This window comes from Bradyrhizobium sp. 87 (genome assembly GCF_023073015.1).
In the GTDB taxonomy this organism is placed as follows: domain Bacteria; phylum Pseudomonadota; class Alphaproteobacteria; order Rhizobiales; family Xanthobacteraceae; genus Bradyrhizobium; species Bradyrhizobium canariense_D.
Genome location: NZ_JADPIQ010000030.1, coordinates 14,129 through 33,620, shown reverse-complemented (window position 1 = coordinate 33,620; position 19,492 = coordinate 14,129). Strand labels below are relative to the sequence as shown.

The following is a 19,492-nucleotide window of genomic DNA, read 5'->3' as shown; positions in this document are numbered from 1 at the left end:
GCTTACCAGCGCGGCGTGAAGAACAACCCCGAGCGCCAAGAGGTAGATTGCTATGAATACCGTCAGAATTACGTTCATGGCCGCAATGATAGCAGTGGCTGGCGCCAACCAGGCGCGCGCTGAGTGCCAGATTGCCGACGCAGGGCTTGAAGAGGCTATTCAGCTAAATCCACGCCTCCGAGGCCCAGCCAACACTCAGGCCGTGCGCGACCTCCGGAGTTTGAGGGATGCCGCCTTTACGCTGCGGTCCTATGGGCGTCACGAAGACTGTGAGCGTCTCCTCGCCAACATTCGCGAACTTATCGCCGGACCACCCATGGGGTCCCTTGGAGACAATGATGAAGAGGCGGCCGATAAGCAAATGGCTGATAGCGAACCCAAAGCCAGGCGCGGGGCATCGTCAGGGAGCAGGGACAAAAAAGGCGCCAAGCCGTTGATGAAGATCGACCAACTTACGCCCGGCTTGAGGACCGACGAGATGATTGGGGCGGAAGTTCGCAGCTCCGATGACAAGATCGTTGGCGAGGTGCGGAACATCGTGTTCGGCACCAAAGATGGAACGGACTATGCGATTGTCGCGTCGGGAGGTTTTTTCACTACCGGCAAGGACAGCATTGTGGTGCCGATCCGATCTCTTAAGGTGACGCAGGATCGATCCAGCTTCTTTCTTCCTATTGCAAAAGAGGTCATGAAAACGGTGCCTGTGATGCCTGATCAAGACTACAAGTGGCTCTCTGATCAAGCCTGGCGTATCCACAACGATGCATTTTTTGGAAAGCCCTAGGTCGTGGTCAATTTGTAGATGGACCGCTGATGCCGCACAGCCCCAACTCACCCGGCCATTGGTCGGGCTGAGGAGCGCGGAAGGGCTACAGTGGCAGTCGGTGCAACGGATTGGGACGCGGCGCAGGCATGGCGGCCAGATTTGCTCCTGAGTGCAACGCTGCTCCATTTGGCCGGCGCGCGAGGCGCGATCTTCGTTACCGAAAAATCTAGAACGCTGGCGAGTTTCATGCTCTACTGAAGCATCACCGGCCGAGGCTTTGTCCGTAGGCGTCGGTGGCTGAGAGAGATCGCGCTCCCGCCTGCATGTGCAAGGGAGTGATCATGCCGCACCGCAAGCTAATAGCGCGCCTACAGGCAGTCGGCGATCTATTCGAACGAGATAAGGTTAGACTCGCGCGCATACCATACAGGATGAAGTCCCTGGCTGATGGCGAATACGCGGTGCGCGAGGGAGACAAGCCTAGCAGCTGCATCGTTGTGATCGACGGCTTCCTAGCTCGGCAAAGAGTGGTGAATGATCGAAATCAGATCTCGTCGTTCTACCTGGCTGGGGACATGCCCGACCTGCCCACCTTGCATCTGCCGATCGCGGATTGTGATCTTTGCAGCATGGGCAATTCGACCATAGCCGCTGTGCCCCATTCATCTCTCAGAGAGATCATGAACGAATCTCTCGGCCTTACTCACGCTTTTTGGCGCGAAACGCTGATACAGGCTGCCATCTATCGCGAATGGGTTGAGAATCTCGGAGCGCGCCAAGCCTTAGGTCGACTCGCGCATCTTCTTTGCGAGCTTACCACTCGCATGGAATTCGTTGGGCTGGCGGACAACGGCAGCTTCCGGATCCCGCTCACCCAGCAAGATGTTGCCGATGCATGTGGGCTTTCGATAGTTCACGTGAACAGGACGATCCAGGAACTCAGGGGTTTGGGCCTCATCGAATGGGAAAACCACACCGTTACTCTGCTCCGCGCCGACGAACTGCAAGCTGTAGCCGAGTTCACCCCTGAATATTTACATGAGCTAAACCCAATCCTAGGATCAAAGATCACCAAAGCTGGCTTTGGGTCATAGAAAAATACTGACTCACGGCCGGAGTGCCGGTAAGTGATAAGAACACCTCTGCAGCTCGGGAGGGTCATGAAGCGCGCAGGTTAGCGCCGCGTAAGCTGCCGGTCCGAACAACACGCGGTTGCTGCCCTTTTGTCGCAAGCCGACTGGCAAACCACTGCCGCTTGTGGGCCCGTGCGAGAAGTGCCCGTTTGAACTGGACCTTGCCCTCGAGGCCTACGATAGGGTTATAGCCGCTGACACCAACTCTTCGCGCATCCGTCGGTCCAACTGATTGCCTGCGCTGGTGCTGGCTCCGTGACGATGGCAGCGACGCGCTCGCTAACGCCATCTGTTGGCCCCACTCCGACGTCCGGTGAAGTGCCGTACTGCCCCCGATCAGAGCAGAGCGGACCTCATCCGCAACGTGAGTTCAGCGCGGCTATAAGTATGCGGCCTACTTCGGGCTTAGGCGCTCCTCTGCTTTTGGGCGGATCCCGAAGCCCCTCACCTGGAAGCAGTCAATTCCACACGATTGGCGCCCCGCGAAGTGCACTCCTGCCGATCTGCTTAAGCCCGTCGACCGAGGTCTCGCCCTTGCTCGCGGCTTCGAGGATCATGGAGGCCACGTGCGTGCGGGCAGCGGTCTCGTAGCAAGACACGCTCTCGCACACATCTTCGAGGACCGCGCGCAAAAGCGCGGTTGTTTCAGCATCGAACATTGGAGGTCTCTCCCAGCGAAGCCAGCATCCTGCCTGAACCCGCCCAGCCTGGGATTCACGCAAGTTAGGGAGAAGGAAAAATTCTGCGGAAGGACGGAGAGGATTGAGCGTGGCCCGCCTTTTGGGGGCTGGGGGGCTTGAGGGCGGAGCCACGCAGGCCTTGCATTCGCGCGGGCCCGCCGCATCAACGGCATCCGGCCAAACCCGTGCTCGGAACGCAAAGAACTATGGCTCCGGAGGGCGCAGCCGGCTGTGCGCCCATTTGAGGACGTTGGGGTCGCGCAGAGGGTCGTCGTTGCAAGTGGTGCAGACGTACCGCGGGCGCTTTTCCGAAGCCTCGTCGGGTACAGCTTTCATCGGCTTGCCGCACGCGGGGCACGCCTTCCGGACCGGATGGAGCATGGCCATCTATTTCCCCCTGTGACGGCACTCTAGTTCAGCCGACAGCGGAGGCTCAAGCAGGCCGATGAAATCCTGGTCGCGTTCACGCACTATTGCGGCCTTCTTGACTCCGCGGCCGCAGAGCACTCAACTCTGGGCAGTGATGTTGAGGGGCGTGTCATGGAGCAGGAGTTCTACCGAGGTCTGGCCCAACGGGTCCGCGGTATGGCCGAGAAGGCTGATCCGTTCACCCGGCGTCGTCTCCTCGATCTCGCCAAGCGGTACGACTCCAAGGGCGGCGCCGCAGGACGGGGAGCGACCGAACGGCCGCTGCCGGTGCCGCGCACGACGCCGCCTGCATCGATCTTCTCCGGACCCGGGGAGACGCGCGCGCCACTTGGCATTCTCGATGGCGGCGCAGCGCGCCCCCGATCGAGCCGCAGCGCGCCAAGAGAGCCGCCGACGGGCGTCTCCCGAGGACCATGCTCGCCCAGCCGGTGGTTCTGGCCTCACCAGCGAAGATTTGAGGTCGTAAGCGGGTGCCGCATCGCATTCCGCCCTGAACTCGATCCTAGCGGCTTGGAACGGGGTTGGGGAGGCGCCCGTGGAACACGGCGCCTCCATCAGGAGCGCTCGCCCCCGGCAGCCGCTGCGCGAGCCCGCAACAGGGTCCAACTGCACCGACACTCCCGAAAAGTGCGCGGTTTTCTGATGGCCAGAAATTCCGACGATCTGCTCCGCGACATTCTGCAAGGTGCGAGCGACGTCGCCGAATACGTGAGCGTGATTGAGTACGTTACTTTTGTGGCTCTGCCGCGCGGAATGCTTGAGCGCCAACGCTGCGGTCATGCGGGCCGAGGCACCGTCCCGCAAGCCGGGCCATGCCGGCGCGATCGCTTTCTCGCGGACAGGCGACCCGTCCAGCGGCGACTTCAGCGAAGCCAGGCTGATCCGGAAGTGACGTGCCGGACCATCTCAGCACCCTATGAAACTCGATCGGATCCGGAACGAGATCGCCCGCATGCGCGGACAACTCCGCGCCCAGGAGCGCCAGATCCAGATGCTGCAGCGGGCCGGCGTCGCGACCGCCTCGGCCGAAATCTTGAGGATGCGGGCGAAGGTCGACGATCTCTGCCGCGAGCGGGACGCGTCCCGCAAGGCCGAGAGCGAGGTCGAGCGCCGCACTGGAACATGCGATCTACTCAGGGTCGGGAAGAGGAAGGTCAACGATTCGGTTCATCAAATCGCGGAGATCAGAGGCCTCACGTTCGCCCACGGCCTTTTCAAAGGCGGTCTGCGCGCGCCGCCATGCGGCCAGGGCTCTGGTATGCGTTCTGTGACCCAGCTTTGTGACGGTAACGATCCGTTCCCGCCGGTCAGTTTCGCCGACTGAAATCTCAACGAAACCGTCACGCACCAGCGGTCTGAGGTTATGGCCTGTGGTGGCGCGGTCCATGGACATCAGCTTGGCGAGACGCGCCATCGTCATTGGCCCCGACGTCACCAGATAACTCAACAGACCATATTGCGTCGCTTTGAGCCCACTCGGGGCGAGGGCGAGGTCATAGTAGCGCGAGAGACGACGGGCTGCGCGGCGGACCTGATTGCAGTTACAGCGCGCCGGGTCATCAACGAAATTCGATGCTCCTATAGCTGCTCGCGTCATCGATCCCCTCCGATGCGCAAGATATCACCCGCGCGTGTTTGCTGTCGATAGTTCCAGAGCGGCGGGATCCGAGAGACCAGTTGAACGAGGGCTTCTCCTGCTGTATATCCAATATAGTTTGATATGCCCCTATTTGTGCCCGACGCCGCCTCGGCTCGCCGGGGGCTCCGGAGGAGGAGATATGGATTTTCCTGTCTTGATCTCGGATGCCGCAGGGACTGTCGATCATGCGTATGCGAGCTGCTGATCCGACAGGTCTCCAAGCTCAGAGCTCTCGTGCGCCACGTGGATTTGTACATGGCTGGACACCCGGGCTGCGCGCTATGAACCGCATGGGCTTGTCGCTGGGCCTGATCATGCTGGCTACGTCCGCGCTGGCGCGTGACGATGGGCGCTACACCGGCTCACCACTGAAGGCTTGATTCGAAAGCCTGTCCAGCGACTTTGGGCAGTGCTGCTCGGATGCGGATGGATACTTCGTCGCGGATGTCGACTGGGAATCCGACCACGGCCACTATCGTGTGCGCATCAACAGTGAGTGGGTGATGGTGCCGGACGGGGCCGTGATCACACAGCCTAACAAGGTCGGGCGGACTATGGTTTGGAACTACTACATTGATGGCCACCCGCGGGTGCGCTGCTTTTTGCCGGGCACCATGATGTGACATGTGGGCTCGAGCCGCAGTCACGCCGATCATGCGCCCTCCAGTGCTTTGCGGATACGCGGATTGTGTTCGAGAGCCCATTGGACGGTCTTTGGAGCGCGCCCAAGCAATCGCTCGAGCTCGTCGGTGACAACGTCATAACGTCCGCCTGCGACCAGGCGGGTGATGGCTTTCAGGTGGTCCGCAATGTGCGGATTGCGAGATGCCAGAGCCCCGTCGATGTATGTGCCGATCCAGGCGTCCAGGTCCTGGGGTACGTACGAAACCTGGCGCCCCAGCGCGGCGCCGTAGTCCTCAGCAAACCCGTGCATGTCCTTCAACACCGGTCCCGTGAGCGCATACGACATTGATATGTGCGACGGCGGGTCGGTCAGGATTTTGGCGCAAACTTCCGCAACGTCATAGGCAGCGATTGGCGCGATCTTCTGCGTGCCAAACGGCAGATGAAGTTCGCCCGCGCTCAGCAATTGCTTGAGCGGAAACCAGGAAAGGATCGGGTTCTCGGCGAACATCGTTGCTCGGATGTTGACGACCGGGAGACCGGACCATTGCAGCGCCTGCTCCGACGCCCAATGTGCCCGCTGTTGCGGCGACCACTCGGCGACAGATCCGCCCAGCCAGGCTATTCGCGCCTCCCGCTCGGCGGTCATTCGATCGAACGTCATGAAGGTCTGCTCGAACTCCGAGATGTTCACGAAAACCTCGATGCCGCCTTCCGCACGCGCAGCGGCGGCCATCAGGATGGTCGCGTCGCTATAGTAGGGGTTCAAGCTCATGCTGAAGTAGATCCGGCGACAACCTTTCAGGGCAGCCGCGACATCGGCCACATCAAGAAGATCGCCGACGAATACCTCGACTCCGGCCTGTCGAAGCGCCTCAGCCCGCTCGTCCTCCCTCCTGACGAAGGCGCGCACCGGATATTGCTGCGACAGCAGCATCTTGATCGTCGTCCTGCCTATGGAGCCAACCTCGCCACCGGCACCGGTGATCAATATTGGGGGCCGCTTCGACATCGATTTGTCCTGTTGGCGGAGTGACCGAGTGGTTCGTGGACAGGTCCGATCCTCGCGCGCGGGATCAGCTACGTTCTTATGAAGCGGAGGATGTGGTCGAAGACGGCATCGGGTTGTTCAAGATGGAGAAAGTGCCCGACTTCAGGCATCACGACACGCTCGAGACCATTCGTGAACGCCGCCTCCATGCCTTCGCTAAGCTGGGCGGAGATGCAGCCGTCGTCTGCCCCATGAAGATAGAGCGACGGGACCGTAATTGGGCCAGTCGCGAGAGCCTCGAGAGCTTGCGCTGCCGCGTCCGATGGCGGGGCGAACAACTGCCGATAATAGGCCAGAGTCTGCGTGAGGACGCCGGGCTGGGCAAAGGCCTCGTTGAGTGAAGATCGAGCCGGAGCTGGCAGCACATAGCCCGGTGACCATTCCCGCCACAGGCGGTCGAGGAATGCAAAGTCGTTCAGCTGAACGGCGATCTCGGCCAGACGTGTCTGGAAGAAGAACATGTACCAGCTTCGTCGCTGCTGATCACCGTCGGCAACGAACGCCGACGCCAGTCCCTTTCCATAGGGCACGGCCAGCCCGACAAGCTTGCGGACGCGTCCCGCATCGAGGCTTGCCGCAGCGTAGGCTGCACGTGCGCCCAAATCATGGCCGACGAGAACGGCTTGCTCAGCTCCAAGCGATTCGATGAGCGCTAGTACGTCCTGACCTGTTGCCAAGGCGCGGTACGACCCGTCCGGTGCAGCGCCGCCGACCCAATATCCACGGAGCGCCGGCGCCACCGCCCAATATCCTTCTCGCTCGAGACGATCGAGAAAGGGGATCCAACTCTGCGCATGATCGGGAAAGCCGTGCAGGCAGAGCACGAGGGGACCATGTCCAGCCTCCAGAATCGGGAAATCGAGCCCGTTGGCGTGAACCGTGCGGTTGCGGATATGGCCGCTCGCCAGAGAGTTCTCCCGCGAGCGCCCTGGACTATCGGCGTGCCGTTGTTGGGTCATTGAAGCGGAGGCGTTCATGCTCGGGTTTTCCTTCGTAGAGCCTGTCTGAACTAGCGAGCGCGCGCTTCCCGACTAGAGGCCCCACGAGCGAGGCGCCACTGCTACGCGGCCATTCGCAGCAGATCGACGATATCGGCTTCGTCTTACGGAGTGCCTGATCTTCTCGATCTCGTCGGTGTTGGAGTTCAGGGTCCGACTGGTAATGAGGAAGACGCGCGTTGCGTCAAGTCGCTCCGCCTCGTGGATGCGCTGCCGCCAATGTCAGGCGAGCCAGCTCGGACGGGTGCTCGACAGAGGCCTACGCTTTTCCACAGCGCCGCAACCGCTCCACGCGTCAAGCGTCCATGATTCTTTTCATCGTGGCCCTTTGCATCGATCGCGGCGTCAGGCGATTTGAAAAGGCAGCCATGTTGTTCGCCAGGCCAGGGATCACCATGGCCTTTCCTTGCGAGAGCGCCCGAACGCCGCTCTCGGCAACCGGACGCGGCTTCATGGTGAGGAGCCGCAGCATGGCCGATGTGGTTGCGCCGGCTGCCGCATCGAACCCCGTCGCGGTGTGCCCTGGGCAGAGACTGGTCACGACCACACCATGCGGGCGGAGTTCGTCATGCAGAGCCTCGCCAAAAGCCAGCACATAAGCCTTGGTCGCCGCATAGGCCGCATAGCTGGGAACGGCCTGGAAGGCCAGGAGGCTGGCGATGAGAAGGATATGTCCGGATCGCCGCTGAGCCATGTCGCGGCCGAAAAGATAGGTCAGCTCTGTGAGCGTCGTGATGTTGAGCTGGATCATGTTCGCGGTCTGCTCGATCGGCGTGTCCAAAAAATAGCCGTGCAAGCCGAATCCGGCATTGTTCACTAAGATGTCGATCGTCACCGACCTCGCGTCGAGACTGCTTTTCAGGCGGCTGGCCGCGCTCGGCGCGGCAAGATTGATGGCCTCGACGAGCACATCCACCCCGTATTTGCTGCGGAGATCGGAGGCAAGCTTTTCCATCCACTCCCGCCGTCGAGCCGCCAAGACGAGATTGACTTTCTGCGCCGCCAGGAGACCTGCGAATTCAAGACCGAGGCCACTCGACGCTCCCGTCACCAGCGCCCATTTTCCGGCGAAGCTGTTCATTGCTTCATTCGACATCGTTCTCGTCCTCATCTAGTTGGTCAGCGAATGGGGCTCGGCCAGATCTCAATCAGAAACACTGGCCCATCCTTTCAAGCTGCGGCGGCGCCGCGAACCTGTTTCGCCGCGGCATCCAGAACGGCCTGCGCCAGATCAGGATCGTTGATCACGCGCGATAGCGTCACCGCGCCAACCATCGTCGCGAGAATGGCCATGGCCTTGCTGCGGGAGGCCTCGTCGCCGGCCCCGGCGAGAAAGCGGTCGAGCACGTCGAGATGCGCCTTGATTCCTGCTTCGAATTCGGCCTTCACCTCGGGGCCCTGTCGGGCAGCGTCTGAGCCGAGTGCCACGATGGGGCAGCCGTCCATCTTTTCTCCGCGATGGTCGCCGCTGAGGTAAAACCCGATCACCGCGCTCAGCGGATCATCGGGATTCTGAGCAGCCGCGTCCGACCATCGGCCCGACGCGCTCTCCAATGCTCGCCTGGACGCCTCGACAGCCAAATCCTCTTTTGACGCGAATTGCTTGTAGAAGGCGCCTTGGGTTAGCCCCGCCCCTTCCATCAGATCCTTGAGCCCGATGCCATCGAAGCCGCGCTCCCTGAAGAGGCGACTTGCCACATTGATCACGGTTTTGCGGTTCTCCGCGGCCTGAACGCGACTGACTCGCATTGGCACCTCCAACTTAGATTGCATTTGAACTCTAATACGATAATATAGAAGCCGAGCGCAATCTATCAAGGGGCCCCAACGCCGAATCTCTTGGTGGAGGGCTTCAGCCGGCGCTCTTACGTCGCCCGAGGCCCCGGAATCACATTTTCTTTGTCTCCCTTCCTTTTTAGATTGCGTTCGAAATCTAAACAGAATACAGAGTTCGGACGAAATCTAAATTGGGAGATTGACATGAGGATGCGGGGTTTTGCGGTTTTGGCCGGTATTTTGATCTCGGCCGGGGTGGCGACCTTCGTTGCCCTCGGGATCCCGCCCCGGGAAGCCTCTGCGGTCGGTGACCCCAGGCAAGAGTCCCCAATGGTCCGTCTCGCGATGGCCGCGCCGGTCGGCGGATCCGAACGCGGTTTCACCGGCACCATCGGGGCGAGGGTGGAAAGCAATCTCGGTTTTCGCGTCGCCGGTAAGATCGTCGAGCGGCTCGTGAGTGTCGGTGAGCAGGTCAAATCCGGGCAGCCGCTGATGCGGATCGACGAAACCGACCTCCGCCTGGCGCTCGCAGCGAAGCGCAACGCCGTCGCCGCTGCGCGTGCAGCTGTCGTTCAGACCGACGCCGATGAGCGGCGATACGCCAACCTGGTCAGCGACGGATGGACTTCCAAGCAGCGCTACGAGCAGGCGAAGGCCGCGTCGGATACAGCCAAAGCGCAGCTTGCCGCGGCGGAAGCCGACGCCGGGGTTGCCGAGAACCAGGCGACCTATTCGGTCCTGGTGGCCGATGCGGATGGTACGGTCACCCAAACGCTGGGCGAGCCGGGACAAGTTGTCTCCGCCGGCCAAGCGGTCGTTCGGGTCGCGCAGTCCGGTCCTCGCGAAGCTGTGGTGGCGCTCCCCGAAACGATCCGGCCGGCGATCGGCTCGCTCGCTGAGGCGAGCCTGTATGGGAGCGATGGGCGGTTTACTGCGCATCTGCGGCAGTTGTCGGATTCCGCCGATATCCAGACCCGCACTTATGAGGCCCGCTACGTGCTCGGCGGTGAGGCCGCGGCGGCACCGCTTGGCGCGACGATCACCATTCGGCTTGCAAGCCAGGGGAGCCAGCCGGAAGTTCAGGTGCCGCTGGGAGCCGTGCTCGACGACGGCAGAAAGACCGGCGTTTGGGTGTTCGACGGCGGCACCTCGACGGTCCGCTTTCAGACCATCAAGCTTGTGCGTGTGACCAGCGAAAATGCCGTTATCTCCGGCCTGAACTCCGGTGATCGGGTTGTCTCTCTGGGCGCACACCTCCTGCAGGAGGACGCTCACGTCAGGACAGCCTCTCAAGACAGGAGCAACTGATGAGCTTCAATCTTTCGGCGATCGCAGTCCGTGAACGGGCCGCAACGCTGTTCTTCTTGCTTTTGCTGGCAGCCGCGGGCGCCTACGCCTTCTTCATGCTCGGACGGGCCGAGGATCCCTCCTTCACCATCAAGACCCTGACGGTCACGACCGTGTGGCCGGGTGCGACCGCACGCGAGATGCAGGACCAGGTCGCCGAACCGCTGGAAAAGCGGATCCAGGAGCTGACCTGGTACGACCGGGTGGAGACGACCACACGGCCGGGTTATGCGTACATGACCGTGACGCTGAAGGACAACACACCGCCATCGAGCGTGCAGGAGGAATTCTATCAGGCCCGCAAGAAGCTGGGCGATGAAGCCCGCAAGCTGCCCCCCGGTGTGCTCGGCCCCTTCATCAACGACGAATATTCGGACGTCAGCTTCGCCCTTTATGCGCTCAAGGCCAAGGGCATGCCGATGCGGGAGCTCGCCAGGCAAGCCGAGACCATTCGTCAGGATCTTCTGCACGTGCCCGGCGTCAAGAAGATCAACATCCTCGGTGAACGCCCCGAGCAGATATTCGTCGAGTTCTCCTATCCCAAACTGGCGACCCTCGGCGTATCGGCAACGGATATCGTTGCCGCCTTGCAGCGGCAGAACACGGTCACACCGGCGGGCTCCATCGATACCAAGGGGCCGCAGGTCTTCATCCGGGTCGAGGGGGCCTATGACAGCGTCCAGGCGATCGCCGACACTCCGATTGTCGCAGCCGGGCGAACGCTGAAGCTTTCCGACATCGCCGAAGTCCGTCGCGGCTACGAGGATCCTCCCACCTACCTGATCCGGCACCAGGGCGAGCCCACCATCATGCTCGCAGCGGTCATGCAGGAGGGCTGGAATGGTCTCGCGCTCGGCAAGGCGCTGGAGGAGAGGTCCGCAGCGATCTCCCGGACACTGCCACTCGGGATGACGTTGGCAAAGGTCAGCGACCAGGCCGTCAACATCTCCTCATCGGTGAACGAATTCATGATGAAGTTCGCGATGGCGCTCGGCGTGGTGCTGCTGGTGAGCCTACTCAGCCTCGGCTGGCGCGTCGGCATCGTTGTCGCGGCTGCCGTCCCACTGACGCTTGCCGTCGTGTTCCTCATCATGCTGGAGACCGGCCGTTTCTTCGACCGCATTACGCTGGGCGCCCTCATCCTGGCGCTGGGCCTTCTCGTGGACGACGCCATCATCGCCATCGAGGTGATGGTGGTGAAGATGGAAGAGGGCATGGACCGCATCTCGGCGGCGGCGTATGCATGGAGCCACACCGCGGCACCGATGCTGTCGGGAACGCTGGTGACGATCGCAGGCTTCCTGCCGGTGGGCTTCGCCCGCTCGACGGCCGGGGAATACGCCGGCAACATCTTCTGGGTCGTGGGATTCGCCCTCATCGTCTCCTGGATCGTCGCGGTGGTCTTCACGCCGTATCTCGGCGTCAAGATGCTGCCCGCTATCAAACCGATCGAAGGCGGCCACCACGCGATTTACGGTACGCCCAACTATCGGCGCTTGCGCGCTCTCATTACCTTCGTCGTGCGCCACAAGTTCGTGACCTGCGGCGTCGTCGCCGTCGCTTTCGCGCTTTCCGTCGCCGGCATGGGTGGCCTCAAACAGCAGTTCTTCCCGACGTCCGACCGCCCCGAAGTGCTGGTGGAAGTTCGTCTGCCGGAAGGCACCAGCATCGGGACGACGACCGCCACCGTCGCAAAGCTTGAACGCTGGCTGGAAGGCCAGTCGGAGGCCAAGATCGTCACGAGCTATGTCGGTCAGGGTGCGCCGCGCTTCTTCTTCGCGATGGCGCCGGAGCTGCCCGATCCGGCCTTCGCAAAGATCGTCGTGCTGACACCGGACGCGGAAGCGCGCGAGGTCTTGAAGCATCGGCTGCGACAGGCGGTGTCGGATGGGCTTGCGCCTGAGGCCAATGTGCGCGTGACGCAGCTTGTGTTCGGACCCTATACGCCATTCCCCGTCGAGTTTCGGATCATGGGGCCTGACCCCGCCCAACTATACGCGATCTCTGAAAAGGCGCTCGGTATCATGCGTGGCGTTCCTGATGTGCGCCAGGCGAATCGCGATTGGGGTGATCGCACGCCCGTGCTCCGCTTCATCCCGGATCAGGATCGGCTGAACCTCATCGGCCTGTCTCCCGCGGAGGTGGGCCGGCAACTCCAGTTCCTTCTCACTGGCATCGCCGTGACACAGGTCCGCGAGGACATTCGCAATGTCCCCATCGTGGCGCGCAGCGCCGGCGGCGAGCGGCTGGATCCGACGCGACTGGCGGATTTCTCATTGATGAGCCGAGACGGCCGCGCCGTTCCTCTAGACCAGGTCGGCCATTCGGAAGTCCAGCTTGAAGAACCGATCATGAAGCGTCGCGACCGCACCCCCGTCGTCATGATCAGGTCGGACATCAATGAGGCGACTCAGCCTCCGGAGGTCTCCAAGGATATCAAGACGGCCCTTCAGCCGCTGATCGCATCCCTTCCGGCCGGTTATCGCATCGAGTTGGGCGGATCGATCGAGGAGGCAACCAAGGCCAACGACGCGTTGGCGACAATCTTTCCGGTCATGATTGCCGCCATGCTGATCGTCATCATGCTGCAGGTGCGATCCTTCTCGATGATGGCCATGGTCGTGCTGACCGGACCGCTTGGCCTCGCCGGCGTCGTGCCGATGTTGCTGATTTTTCACCAGCCCTTCGGATTCAACGCCATTCTGGGCCTGATAGGCCTCGCGGGCATCCTGATGCGCAACACACTTATCTTGACCGACCAAATCAAGGAGAACCTTGCCGCCGGCCTTGACGACTATCACGCCGTCATCGAGGCCACGGTGCAGCGCACCAGACCCGTGATCCTGACCGCATTGGCTGCGGTGCTGGCCTTCATCCCTCTTACGCATTCCGTTTTCTGGGGATCGATGGCGTATACGTTGATCGGCGGCACCGCGGTCGGAACGGTTCTGATCCTGCTGTTCCTTCCTGCGCTCTATGCCGCCTGGTTTCGGATCAAGCCGACCGCAGACGACATGCATGAGGTTTCACCCAAGAGGCCGGAACTGCAGCCGGCATTGGCTGCCGAATAAGGCGCTGTTGCTCCAATGGATCGTTCGGTCCGAACGGGAAGAGAGTCCGACGAGGCCCGCGCCCGGATCCTGGGAGCGGCGGAAGAGCGCTTTCGGCGTGTCGGTCACCACAGGACGTCGGTGGCCGACATCGCCGCCGAGCTCGGCATGAGCCCGGCGAACATCTACCGGTTCTTTCCCTCCCGGAATGCAATCGACGAGTCCATCTGCGGGCGTCTATTGAACGAGCTTGCCGACTTCGCCTTTGCGATCGCACGGAGGGACGCGCCGGCCGCCGAGAAACTCGAGGAACTGCTGAGCACTGTTCACCACCACAGCAAGATGACGTTGGTCACGGCGAAGCCCATGCACGATCTGATCGTCGCCGCCACGCAGGAGAACTGGCCGATCATCAAGGCGCATATCGAGCGGATGGAGACGATCTTCGAGGCGATCATACGCGGGGGCGCCCAAGCTGGCCAGTTCGATGTCGAAGATGCCGCGGAAGCGGCGCGAGCAGTCAGATCCGCGTTTATGCCATTCTTCCATCCCATTCTCATCGAGCACTGCGTTGTACACGGCGAAGACACGGAAGCAGGCCTGCGCGACCAGATTCGTTTCATACTGAAAGCACTCGGCAAATCAGGCTGAGCGGTCTGCTGCGTTCAACCCCTCCATCCACAACACGGAGCCCATCACCATGGATGACGTCATCATCATCGGCGGCAGCTTTGCCGGTCTCGCCGGCGCCCTGCAGCTCGGCCGTGCCCGCCGCACGGTCACCGTTCTCGATACCGGCCTGCCGCGCAACCGCTTTGCCGGCCACTCGCATGGCCTGCTCGGCCACGATCACAAGCCGCCGCTGGACATCCTGGCCGAGGCGCGGCAGCAGCTGGCGCGTTATCCCATGATCAAGCTGGTCAGTGCCCGGGCCGACAGCGTCTCCGGCGCGATCGACGATTTCTCCGTCCTCACTTCCGACGGCGAAAGCATTGGGGCGCGTCGCCTGATCCTGAGCTATGGCGTCGCCGACCAGATGCCTGACGTTCCGGGCTTTGCCGAAGGCTGGGGCACGTCCATCGTGCCCTGCCCCTATTGCGACGGCTTTGAAGTCGCCGGCCAGCATTGGGGCCTCGTCTGGTCCGGCCCGCAGTCGCACAATCAGGTCAGGCTGTTCCACGATTGGACCGACAGGTTGACGCTCTTCGCCGATGGTCACGACATTCCGCCCGATATCCGGGCCGACCTGGCGCGCCGCAACATACCTGTCGTCGAGGGCCGGATCACCGGGATCGCCCATCACGGGGGCCATAGCGCCACCGTCAAGCTCGATACCGGCCCCGATGTCGCGGTCGACATCCTGTTCGCGCATCCGCGCAACAAGCCGTCCGCAAGCCTGCATGAATCACTGGGTCTCGCCACGGTGGATACGCCCGGCGGCATCGCCCTCAAGGTCGACGAGCGCCGCCAAACCAGCATGCCCGGCATCTACGCCGCCGGCGACCTCGCCAACCCCCTCATGCCCTCGGTCACCACGGCATCATGGCAAGGCGCGATGGCGGGTATCTTCGCCCAGCAGTCGATGCTGGTTTGAGAGCACAGATTGGAGATAAGCATGGCCCTCGAACCGGACAGCGCGGGTGTGCGCTTCCCTCCGCCCTTCGTCTATCTGGGAGCGCTGCTGTTGGGGCTGGCGGCGGAGCGGTTCGTCACCCTGCGCTCTTTCGGCATCGACTGGCGGTTGCTGGTCGCGACGGGCGCGCTGCTGTTCGTTGCCGGCGCGGCGATGATGCTTGCGGCGGCGGGGCTGTTCCGGCGGCTGGGCACCAACGTTCCGCCGTCGCAGCCAACGACCCTCATCGCAACGACCGGCCCTTATCGGTGGACCCGCAATCCCATGTATCTCGGCATGGCGCTTATCTATGCCGGCCTTGCGATCGGCTTGGACGGGCCGATCGCCTTCGCCTTGCTCCCGTTGGTACTGATCGCGATCCAGACGCAGGTGATCGCCCGCGAGGAGCGCTATCTCGAAACGAAGTTCGGCGACGACTATCGCCGCTACAAGGCCGAGGTTCGCCGCTGGCTCTGACTATTGCGCCGCTGCCGTCTGCGTGGCCGCCCGTCAGCCAGCTTTGCCAACGGATCGCCGTCGTTACCCGGAGCAGCTTTCAGTATCTGGAAAGTATCCATCCCGTCTTGCAGAGCCGTCGGCTATCCAACAACAGGGGACATCAATGGTCTACAGTCTAATTGTCAAAAAAGAGATCCGCAGGAGCTTCGATCATGTCAACAACCAGCGTTGGGATGATGCTGCAAAAGGCCTAACACCAAACGCGTATCACTGGGTTGCCGGAGATCATGCGTTGGGGGGTGAGCGACATGGAAAGCAATCCGTGAAGCAGTGGTTCGAGCGCATGGGCCGTGTTTTCCCGAAGCTGCACATAGATGTTGAGCAGGTCGAGGTGACGGGTTGGCCATGGAATACCACAGTGTTCGTCAAGTGGCGGGCCAACGCGAGGCTACTTGACGGCCAAAGCTCGTATGTGAACAGTGGCGTCCACGTCTTCAAGTTGCGATGGGGCAAGGTTTATTCGATTGAGGAATACTTCGACTCGCAGGCTGCAGAACGAAGCCTCGCTATCCAAGCTCGTGCCGGTTTGGATGAGGCTGCGGCTGGACCAATCGTGAGCTAACGCGGATCATTCGTGTGATGCCGCCATCAGCTTATCAGGTCGCCGACTGGAATGCCCAAACCGGGGAGCGCTGGGTCGCCCACCAGGCCCGGCTCGATGCCGGGCTGGCGGTGTTCGGCCAGGCCGCAATCGAAGCCGCCGCGCCCGCGGCGGGCGAGCGCGTGCTGGACGTCGGCTGCGGCGCGGGCGCGTCGAGTCTGGCTCTGGCCGCCCGCGTCGGCGCGGGGGGCCAAGTGCTGGGCGTGGACATATCCGAACCGCTGATCGGCCGAGCGCGCGCGCTTGCGCCACAGAGGATACGCCGGCCCTGTTCCGGGTGGCCGACGCCAGCAGCGCCGAGCGGGCGTTCGACATCCTGTTCTCGCGTTTCGGGGTGATGTTCTTCGACATCCGACAAAGGCGTTCGCCCATATGCGCCGCGCGCGCTCAAGCCGGGCGGGTGGGTCGCTTTCGTCTGCTGGCATCGACGACTGCCACGCGTTGCTGGAGGTCCTCGCCTTCGAACTGCCGACTACGGGCTCGCCGGCGCTCGCGCTGCTGCTCGAGAACGCCCGCAAGCCGACGCTGCGGATATGGGCGGAGCAATCGCCTTTCGAGCTGAAGGATTCGTTGAAGAGGCGAGGTTATCGCTGGAGCGACGGCACGGACGGCCGTCCGAAAAGCTGGTACATCGACGTCTGCGAGACCGCGCTGGACGCCGAGCTCGCGTTCCTCAAGGCGGAGATCTACCTGCGCGACGTCGAGCTGCGCCAGCAGACGCTGACCGCCTTCACGCGCTTCTCGAGCCGGGCTTGAGCGGCCGGCCTCCGAGCAGGCCGGCTCCGGATTGGAGCACGAGAGAGCGGGGCTCAGCGGCCGAGACGCTTCTCGACCCGCTTGCGGGAGTTGCCGACCTTCTTCACGGCCTTCTTCACCGCGGCGGCCGAGCGGCCGGTCTTCTTCGCCTCGTAGCCGACTTCGTACTTCTGCCCGCCGGCGACACGCGCCCGGTCCTGCTTGCGTCCTCGCGCGGTCTTCTTCTTCGCGGCTGCCATCTGCTCCTCCTTCTGCGAATCTGATGGCGGTGCAACGCCGTAAGGATTCCCGGGGTTCCCGAAGCTCCTCGCCATTGCCGCCGGACTCGAGACAAGCGGCCATCCGTCTGTGAGCGCCTGGGCTTCACCGTCGACCGGAGAAACGCGGTGGAATCAGTGGAGCGCTGACTTTTAAGATCGCGCTGCCCACGCGTCAGGTTCCTCATGACCAGCCGAAGAGGCTTCCGATCCTGCGGTGCCGACCGAACCATAGGCGATTGCCTGCGTTTACCGAGATCATGTCCGACGCTTTTGATTACTTCCGCGCTTACGCTCTCCGGGCTCTTTGCAAAGCCCGAGCGATGCCGCGGGGCAGGATCAAGCATCTGCAGCTGGTGGTCGGCCGAATTTACAATCTCCTCAAGAAAGAGGCCGCCTATGCCCCGAACACGCAGCACCTTGAGGACTTCCGGGCAGCGCAGAAGCTTGAGGCATCTCTCGATGGTTGGCCCGGCGACGGCCCGGTCTCTCAAGCTCGCTTTGCTCCGGCGAGGCAGCAAGGCGCGGAACGGGAGGCTCGTTGAGTGGCTTCCGTCGACGCTCGCAGCGTAGCAAGTCTCCTGCGAGAATACGCTCAGCGCGCCGCCCTGCGTGGCGGCAATCCCTACAAGGCAAGAGCGTATTCTCGGGCGGCCGACAGCCTGGCGGCCCTTGCCGTCCCTCTGCACGTGCTCATCGCCGAAGACCGACTGACCGAAATCCCCGGCGTCGGCGAGGCGATTGCCGAGATCATCACCAAGCTTCACAAGAGCGGCACTCATCCGAGCCTTGAAAAGCTCCGGAAGGAGATTCCGGAGGGCGTGCTCGAGATGCTGGCCGTGCCCGGTCTTCCCCCGGAGAAGGTGCTGCGTCTCTACAAGGATCTCGGCATCACCTCGCTCGCGGAGTTGGAGGCCGCCGCCAAGGACGACCGCATCCAGAAAGCCAAAGGATTGGGCGCCGCCCTGCAGACCAAGATCCTGCAGAACCTGGCCATCGCGAAAAGCGGACAAGGCCGCCTCCGCCTGCACCGTGCCGCCGCTCTGCTCGCGCACGCCAAGGACTCGCTTCGCAAGGCGCGGCCCGAGCTTAAGCGCGTGACCATCGCAGGCGACTTCCGCCGCGGCTGCGAACTCGTCGGCGACCTCACGATCGTCGCGGAGGCTCCCAAGCTCGACAAGAGGTCGAAGGCATCCGCGGCGGACGGACTGCAGATCCGCCTGTCCGACCGCAACCACTTCGGCGCCGTCCTTCTTTTCGGCACCGGCTCAGCCGCTCACATCGAGAGGCTCCAGGCTTTGGCCGCGGAGAAAGGAATGCGGCTGGAGAGCGACGGGTTGCACAAGGGTCGCACCCTGATCGGCGGCGACGAGGCCCAGATCTACAGCGCTCTCGGCCTGCCGTTCATCGATCCTGAACTCCGTGAGGGTCGCGGCGAGGTCGAGCTGGCCCTGAAGGGCAAGCTGCCGAAGCTCGTCAGCGACAAGGACCTGCGCGGAATCCTTCATTGCCACACGGATGCCTCCGACGGCACGGAGACCCTGGAGACGATGGCCAAGGCCACGCGCCAGCGCGGTTTTGAATATTTCGGCGTCGCCGACCACTCCAAGTCCGCGCACTACGCGGGCGGGCTCTCGGTCGAGGAGATCGCGCAGCAGCACCGGGAAGCCGACCGCCTGAACAAGCGCTTCGGCAAGGATTTCCGGATTCTCAAAGGCATCGAGTCCGACATTCTGGCCGACGGCTCGCTCGACTATGACGACGACGTGCTGGAGCGCTTCGATTTCGTTGTCGCGAGCATCCATGGCCGCTTCAAACTCGAACGCAAAGCGCAGACGCAGCGGCTGCTGCGGGCCATCGCGGATCCTCACACCACCATCATCGGCCACATGACCGGGCGCCAGCTGCAGCGGCGGCCGGGCTACGAAATCGACATCGAGAAGGTGCTGCGGGCCTGCGCCAAGCATGACGTCGCCGTCGAGATCAACGCTCACCCATGGCGGCTCGACCTGGACTGGCGCTGGCACCAGACGGCCCTCGAGTTCGGCTGCATGCTGAGCATCAATCCGGACGCGCACTCGATCCCCGAGCTCGACCACATGCACTGGGGCGTCCAGATGGCGCGCAAGGGCGGTGTCCCCGCCGACCGGGTCCTCAACGCGATGCCTCTTGCGGAAATCACGCGCTACCTCCGCCAGAAGCGGCGCTCATTCGCCCGGGCCGCCTGATGCCGAAGCCGCACCCGCTCTCCTTG

At 62.6% G+C, this 19,492-nt stretch carries 16 protein-coding genes and 5 pseudogenes; 14 read left to right on the top strand and 7 right to left on the bottom strand.

Going from position 1 to position 19,492, the window contains the following annotated elements:
* Nucleotides 1-52 precede the first annotated feature (52 nt).
* Together IVB50_RS08410 and IVB50_RS08405 are read left to right on the top strand one after the other, a co-directional pair.
* The gene (locus tag IVB50_RS08410) at nucleotides 53-784 is read left to right on the top strand and encodes a PRC-barrel domain-containing protein (RefSeq protein WP_247295412.1); all 732 of its coding nucleotides are present in this window, start codon (nucleotides 53-55) and stop codon (nucleotides 782-784) included.
* Nucleotides 785-1,107: 323 nt separating this feature from the next.
* On the top strand, nucleotides 1,108-1,860 hold the full coding sequence (locus tag IVB50_RS08405; RefSeq protein WP_247295411.1) for a Crp/Fnr family transcriptional regulator: 753 nt from the start codon (nucleotides 1,108-1,110) through the stop codon (nucleotides 1,858-1,860).
* Between the two features lie 497 nt (nucleotides 1,861-2,357).
* On the opposite strand, the gene IVB50_RS08400 is transcribed toward IVB50_RS08405, so the two are convergent.
* Nucleotides 2,358-2,558 (bottom strand): hypothetical protein, encoded by a 201-nt coding sequence (locus IVB50_RS08400; RefSeq protein ID WP_018456175.1) that lies wholly within the window; start codon nucleotides 2,556-2,558, stop codon nucleotides 2,358-2,360.
* A 561-nt stretch (nucleotides 2,559-3,119) separates the two neighbouring features.
* On the opposite strand from IVB50_RS08400, the pseudogene IVB50_RS08395 reads away from it, so the two are divergent.
* Nucleotides 3,120-3,323, top strand: a pseudogene (locus IVB50_RS08395) (hypothetical protein); the annotation flags it as partial.
* Nucleotides 3,324-3,726: 403 nt separating this feature from the next.
* A pseudogene (locus IVB50_RS08390) lies at nucleotides 3,727-3,928 on the top strand (hypothetical protein).
* A 209-nt stretch (nucleotides 3,929-4,137) separates the two neighbouring features.
* Here the strand turns inward: IVB50_RS08390 and IVB50_RS08385 are convergent.
* On the bottom strand, nucleotides 4,138-4,605 hold the full coding sequence (locus IVB50_RS08385) for a MarR family transcriptional regulator (RefSeq protein ID WP_247295409.1): 468 nt from the start codon (nucleotides 4,603-4,605) through the stop codon (nucleotides 4,138-4,140).
* A 323-nt stretch (nucleotides 4,606-4,928) separates the two neighbouring features.
* Here IVB50_RS08385 and IVB50_RS08380 point away from each other — a divergent pair.
* Nucleotides 4,929-5,270 (top strand): annotated as a pseudogene (locus IVB50_RS08380) (hypothetical protein).
* Nucleotides 5,271-5,299: 29 nt separating this feature from the next.
* Here IVB50_RS08380 and IVB50_RS08375 read toward each other — a convergent pair.
* The 4 genes from IVB50_RS08375 to IVB50_RS08360 form a co-directional block, all read right to left on the bottom strand.
* Nucleotides 5,300-6,262 carry an NAD(P)H-binding protein gene (locus IVB50_RS08375; protein ID WP_247295407.1) on the bottom strand — a complete coding sequence of 321 codons (963 nt, stop codon included), beginning with the start codon at nucleotides 6,260-6,262 and terminating at the stop codon, nucleotides 5,300-5,302.
* Nucleotides 6,263-6,351: 89 nt separating this feature from the next.
* A complete protein-coding gene (locus tag IVB50_RS08370) occupies nucleotides 6,352-7,299 on the bottom strand; it encodes an alpha/beta hydrolase (protein ID WP_247295405.1) in 948 nt (315 codons plus the stop codon).
* A gap of 316 nt (nucleotides 7,300-7,615) precedes the next feature.
* A complete protein-coding gene (locus tag IVB50_RS08365) occupies nucleotides 7,616-8,416 on the bottom strand; it encodes an SDR family oxidoreductase (protein WP_247295403.1) in 801 nt (266 codons plus the stop codon).
* A gap of 74 nt (nucleotides 8,417-8,490) precedes the next feature.
* Complete coding sequence (locus tag IVB50_RS08360; RefSeq protein ID WP_247295401.1) at nucleotides 8,491-9,069, bottom strand: TetR/AcrR family transcriptional regulator; 579 nt, start codon at nucleotides 9,067-9,069, stop codon at nucleotides 8,491-8,493.
* 231 nt (nucleotides 9,070-9,300) lie between these two features.
* On the opposite strand from IVB50_RS08360, the gene IVB50_RS08355 reads away from it, so the two are divergent.
* The 8 genes and pseudogenes from IVB50_RS08355 to IVB50_RS08320 all read left to right on the top strand — a co-directional run.
* Nucleotides 9,301-10,404: an efflux RND transporter periplasmic adaptor subunit gene (locus tag IVB50_RS08355; protein ID WP_247295457.1), complete on the top strand. Its 1,104-nt coding sequence runs from the start codon at nucleotides 9,301-9,303 to the stop codon at nucleotides 10,402-10,404.
* Nucleotides 10,404-13,514: an efflux RND transporter permease subunit gene (locus IVB50_RS08350; RefSeq protein WP_247295399.1), complete on the top strand. Its 3,111-nt coding sequence runs from the start codon at nucleotides 10,404-10,406 to the stop codon at nucleotides 13,512-13,514. The genes IVB50_RS08355 and IVB50_RS08350 overlap by 1 nt, the downstream gene beginning before the upstream one ends.
* 15 nt (nucleotides 13,515-13,529) lie before the next feature.
* The gene (locus IVB50_RS08345; RefSeq protein ID WP_247808293.1) at nucleotides 13,530-14,144 is read left to right on the top strand and encodes a TetR family transcriptional regulator; all 615 of its coding nucleotides are present in this window, start codon (nucleotides 13,530-13,532) and stop codon (nucleotides 14,142-14,144) included.
* Between the two features lie 49 nt (nucleotides 14,145-14,193).
* On the top strand, nucleotides 14,194-15,087 hold the full coding sequence (locus tag IVB50_RS08340; protein WP_247295394.1) for an NAD(P)/FAD-dependent oxidoreductase: 894 nt from the start codon (nucleotides 14,194-14,196) through the stop codon (nucleotides 15,085-15,087).
* A 21-nt stretch (nucleotides 15,088-15,108) separates the two neighbouring features.
* The gene (locus IVB50_RS08335) at nucleotides 15,109-15,582 is read left to right on the top strand and encodes an isoprenylcysteine carboxylmethyltransferase family protein (protein WP_247295392.1); all 474 of its coding nucleotides are present in this window, start codon (nucleotides 15,109-15,111) and stop codon (nucleotides 15,580-15,582) included.
* A gap of 145 nt (nucleotides 15,583-15,727) precedes the next feature.
* Nucleotides 15,728-16,186 (top strand): nuclear transport factor 2 family protein, encoded by a 459-nt coding sequence (locus IVB50_RS08330; RefSeq protein ID WP_247295390.1) that lies wholly within the window; start codon nucleotides 15,728-15,730, stop codon nucleotides 16,184-16,186.
* 17 nt (nucleotides 16,187-16,203) lie between these two features.
* Nucleotides 16,204-16,647 (top strand): annotated as a pseudogene (locus IVB50_RS08325) (class I SAM-dependent methyltransferase); the annotation flags it as partial.
* Between the two features lies 1 nt (nucleotide 16,648).
* Nucleotides 16,649-16,981, top strand: a pseudogene (locus IVB50_RS08320) (3'-5' exonuclease); the annotation flags it as partial.
* A gap of 53 nt (nucleotides 16,982-17,034) precedes the next feature.
* Here the strand turns inward: IVB50_RS08320 and IVB50_RS08315 are convergent.
* Nucleotides 17,035-17,220, bottom strand: a complete 186-nt coding sequence (locus tag IVB50_RS08315; protein WP_247295388.1) for a DUF3606 domain-containing protein — start codon at nucleotides 17,218-17,220, stop codon at nucleotides 17,035-17,037.
* A 563-nt stretch (nucleotides 17,221-17,783) separates the two neighbouring features.
* On the opposite strand from IVB50_RS08315, the gene IVB50_RS08310 reads away from it, so the two are divergent.
* The gene (locus tag IVB50_RS08310) at nucleotides 17,784-19,466 is read left to right on the top strand and encodes a DNA polymerase/3'-5' exonuclease PolX (protein ID WP_247295386.1); all 1,683 of its coding nucleotides are present in this window, start codon (nucleotides 17,784-17,786) and stop codon (nucleotides 19,464-19,466) included.
* Nucleotides 19,467-19,492: the final 26 nt, after the last annotated feature.